At 70.7% G+C, this 4,151-nt stretch carries 3 protein-coding genes; all 3 read right to left on the reverse strand.

Features of this window, described 5'->3' with window-relative positions; all coding sequences use genetic code 11:
- Nucleotides 1-101: 101 nt before the first annotated feature.
- The gene (aceE, locus tag ACFU53_RS46970) at nt 102-2,804 is read right to left on the reverse strand and encodes a pyruvate dehydrogenase (acetyl-transferring), homodimeric type (protein WP_384006485.1); all 2,703 of its coding nucleotides are present in this window, start codon (nt 2,802-2,804) and stop codon (nt 102-104) included.
- A gap of 370 nt (nt 2,805-3,174) precedes the next feature.
- The gene (locus ACFU53_RS46975; RefSeq protein WP_384006487.1) at nt 3,175-3,594 is read right to left on the reverse strand and encodes a hypothetical protein; all 420 of its coding nucleotides are present in this window, start codon (nt 3,592-3,594) and stop codon (nt 3,175-3,177) included.
- A gap of 229 nt (nt 3,595-3,823) precedes the next feature.
- Complete coding sequence (locus ACFU53_RS46980; protein ID WP_384006490.1) at nt 3,824-3,955, reverse strand: hypothetical protein; 132 nt, start codon at nt 3,953-3,955, stop codon at nt 3,824-3,826.
- Nucleotides 3,956-4,151: the final 196 nt, after the last annotated feature.

Genomic DNA, 4,151 nt, shown 5'->3' on the forward strand with positions numbered 1-4,151 from the left:
GGGGCGGGGGGGGGGGGGGGGGGGGGGGGGGGGGGGGGGGGGTGGGGGGGGGGGGGGGGGGGGGGGGGCCCCCCCCCCCCCCCCCCCCCCCCCCGCCGGGGTCACAGCCCGTACCGCTCCCTGGCCTCCTTCACCGCCGTCGCCTTGACCTCGCCGCGGCGGGCGAGTTGGGCGAGGGCGGCCACGACGACGGACTGGGCGTCGACGCCGAAGTGGCGGCGGGCGGCCTCACGGGTGTCGGAGAGGCCGAAGCCGTCGGCACCGAGGGAGGAGTAGTCCTGCTCGACCCACTGGGCGATCTGGTCGGGGACCTGGCGCATGTAGTCGGAGACCGCCAGCACCGGGCCCTCGGCGCCCTGCAGGGCCTGCCGGACGAACGGCACCCGCTCCTCCCCGCGCAGCAGCGCGGCGTCGGACTCCAGCGCGTCCCGGCGCAGCTCGCTCCAGGAGGTGGCCGACCAGACGTCCGCCGCCACACCCCACTCCTCCGCGAGCAGCTTCTGCGCCTCCAGGGCCCAGTGGATCGCCGTGCCGGAGCCGAGCAGCTGGACGCGCGGGGCGTTCGCCACCGGGGACAGCCCCGCCGACTCGGCCGTGTTGAAGCGGTACAGGCCCTTGACGATGCCCTCGTCCACACCCGCGACGGCCGGCTTCGCGGGCTGCGGCATCGGCTCGTTGTAGACGGTCAGGTAGTAGAAGACGTTCTGGTCCTCACCCGGGGCCGCCTCGCCGTACATCCGGCGCAGACCGTCCTTGACGATCGCCGCGACCTCGTACGCGAAGGCCGGGTCGTACGTCAGCGCCGCCGGGTTCGTCGCAGCGATCACCGGGGAGTGGCCGTCGGCGTGCTGGAGGCCCTCGCCCGTCAGGGTCGTACGGCCGGCCGTCGCGCCGACGAGGAAGCCGCGGCCGAGCTGGTCGCCGAGCTGCCACATCTGGTCGGCCGTGCGCTGCCAGCCGAACATCGAGTAGAAGATGTAGAAGGGGATCATCGCCTCACCGTGCGTGGAGTACGCGGTGGACGCGGCGATGAAGTCCGCCATGGAACCGGCCTCGGTGATCCCCTCGTTGAGGATCTGGCCGTCCTTGGCCTCCTTGTAGTACATCAGCTGGTCACGGTCGACCGGCTCGTACGTCTGGCCCTTGGGGGAGTAGATCCCGAGGGACGGGAAGAGCGACTCCATGCCGAAGGTGCGCGCCTCGTCGGGGACGATCGGCACCCAGCGCCGGCCCGTCTGCTTGTCGCGGACCAGGTCCTTGACCAGGCGGACGAAGGCCATGGTCGTCGCCACGTTCTGCGAGCCGGAGCCCTTGTCGAAGGCGGCGAAGGTCTTGTCGGCGGCGGCCGGGAGGGGGGCGAGCGCGTGCGTACGGCGGGCCGGGGCCGGACCGCCGAGGGCTGCGCGGCGCTCCTGGAGGTAGCGGACCTCGGGGGAGTCGGCGCCCGGGTGGCCGTAGGGCACGACCCCGTCGACGAAGTCGCTGTCCTTGATCGGCAGTTCCAGCAGGTCGCGCATCGCCTTGAACTCGTCCACCGTCAGCTTCTTCATCTGGTGGTTGGCGTTCTTCGACGCGAAGCCCTCACCGAGGGTGAAGCCCTTGACGGTCTGGGCCAGGATGACGGTCGGGGCGCCCTTGAACTCGACGGCGGCCTTGTACGCGGCGTACACCTTGCGCGCCTCGTGACCACCGCGCGAGAGGTGGAAACACTCAAGGATCTTGTCGTCGCTCAGCAGCTTCGCCATCTCGACGAGCGCGGGGTCCTTGCCGAAGAAGTCCTGGCGGATGTAGGCGGCGTCACGGGTCTGGTACGTCTGGACCTGCGCGTCGGGTACCTCGCGCAGGCGGCGTACGAGCGCGCCCGTGGTGTCGAGCTGGAACAGCTCGTCCCAGGCCGAGCCCCACAGCGACTTGACGACGTTCCAGCCGGCGCCGCGGAACTGGGCCTCCAGCTCCTGCACGATCTTGAAGTTGGCGCGGACCGGGCCGTCGAGGCGCTGCAGGTTGCAGTTGATGACGAAGGTGAGGTTGTCGAGACCTTCGCGGGAGGCGAGGGCGAGTGCCGCCGTCGACTCCGGCTCGTCCATCTCGCCGTCGCCGAGGAACGCCCACACGTGGGAGTTCGAGACGTCCTTGATGCCACGGCTGGTGAGATAGCGGTTGAAGCGCGCCTGGTAGATCGCCGACAGCGGGCCGAGGCCCATCGACACCGTCGGGAACTCCCACAGCCAGGGGAGGCGGCGGGGGTGCGGGTACGACGGGAGGCCCTTGCCGCCGGACTCGCGGCGGAAGTTGTCCAGGTGGGACTCGTTCAGCCGGCCGTCCAGGAAGGCGCGGGCGTAGATGCCGGGGGAGGCGTGGCCCTGGATGTAGAGCTGGTCGCCCGAGCCGTCCGCTTCCTTGCCCTTGAAGAAGTGGTTGAAGCCCGTCTCGTAGAGCCAGGCGGCGGAGGCGAAGGTGGCGATGTGGCCGCCGACGCCGTATTTGGAGCCACGGGTGACCATCGCGGCCGCGTTCCAGCGGTTCCACGCGGTGATACGGCGCTCCATCGCCTCGTCACCGGGCACGCCCGGCTCGGCGGCGGTGGGGATGGTGTTGACGTAGTCCGTCTCGAGCAGCTTGGGCAGCGCGATGCCGTTGCCCTCCGCACGCTCCAGGGTGCGGCGCATCAGGTACGCCGCGCGGTGCGGCCCGGCCGCCTTGGTGACGGCGTCCAGCGAGGCCTGCCATTCGGCGGTCTCCTCCGGATCCCGGTCGGGGAGCTGGTCGAGCGCGCTCGGCTGGATGGCGTTGGAGTCGGTCATTGCGCCGCCTTCCTCAGTCGAAGGGGGTTCCCTCATCGGTACGGGGTCGGGGGTTGCCCTTGTGTCTTTGGCAGGACAGGGCGAGGGCCTCGGTGCGGTATCGGTGTGCGACTCCGTCGCGTGGCCCACCGGGGACTGTAACTCGCTGATCGATGATCGATCAAAGGGTTCCATGGCAAAACCTCTTGATCACGAGAAAGTCGGCACGGGGTGCCTCCGGCGAGGGCACCGGGTGCCGCTGCGTGTCGGGATTTCTGCAGGTGAGGCGGCGTTTGAGCGGGGGATCGCTCTGGTTTCCGGAGCGCCGGAGGGGGTGGGGCCCGGGTGTTGTGTGTGTAAGCGTCCGGGCCCCACCGGTGGTGAGGGGGTGTCAGGCCGTTGCTGTCTGCGTGGGCCTGGAGGGCTCCGTCGTCCGGGCGGAGGGCTCTGTGGTCGCCTGTCGGGGCTGCTGTTCCTCCCGTTCGGCGCGAGAGCGGGCACCCCGTTCGCGGGTGATCACCTCGGTGGCGGCGCCGATGGCGAGTGCGACCGGCCACTCCAGGAGTCCGGCCACGGTCATGCCGCCCAGGAGGCCGTAGTAGGCCAGCTTGCGCGGCGCGGGGAGCCGTGAGGTGGCCGCGCGGGCGCCGGCGCCGGCGCCGGTGAACATGTCGCCCGGGGTCACATAGGGAATGGAAACCCGCGGGTGCGCGGTGTGCATGTGCAGCACCTTGCCGCCCGCGTGCTTCTCCTGGTCCTGTGCCGCCTCGTCGCGGCGCTGCTCGGGCGCCTCCTGCGTCGCTGCGCTCATGGGCGTCGCCTGTGCCGCCTCGGTGCCGGCCGTTCCGGTTCCGGCCGCTTCCGTGCGGGACGTCGCGCCTTGGTCCGATTCTCGTTCTTGCGGGTACTCCGGATTGGTCTGGGGGGAAGTCATCTCCGTCCTCCCGTACTGGGAGCGTGAATCAATACAAGTCTCCCACCGCCTGCCAATCCTGGGCGCCGATAACGCACAAATCGTACGAAATAGCGCCGAGTGTGGGTCAGGCGTACGCGGCCGCCGGACGGCCGCTGCCCATCAGTGCCTTCCAGAGCTGGACGGAGAGCCGGATCAGGGCGGCCTCGAGCAGGGCGACGGCGACCTGGGTCAGGATCGTGGCGAGGATGTGCGGCACGGTTCAGCCGCCTTTCGTGTGCATCGTGCGGGGGACCGTTCCTTTGTGCGGTTTCACGGCTTCCGGGAGGCGGCACCCAGGTTGCCGGAGGGTGAAATTCCGCTTTCCGGAGTCCCCTTGTCCGGCACGGCGCGTCGTACGGCGGCGGGCAGCACGACCGAGCCCGCCGCCGACGCCAGGGCGATGGTCCAGCCCA

It is taken from the genome of Streptomyces sp. NPDC057474 (assembly GCF_042802555.1).
GTDB lineage: Bacteria > Actinomycetota > Actinomycetes > Streptomycetales > Streptomycetaceae > Streptomyces.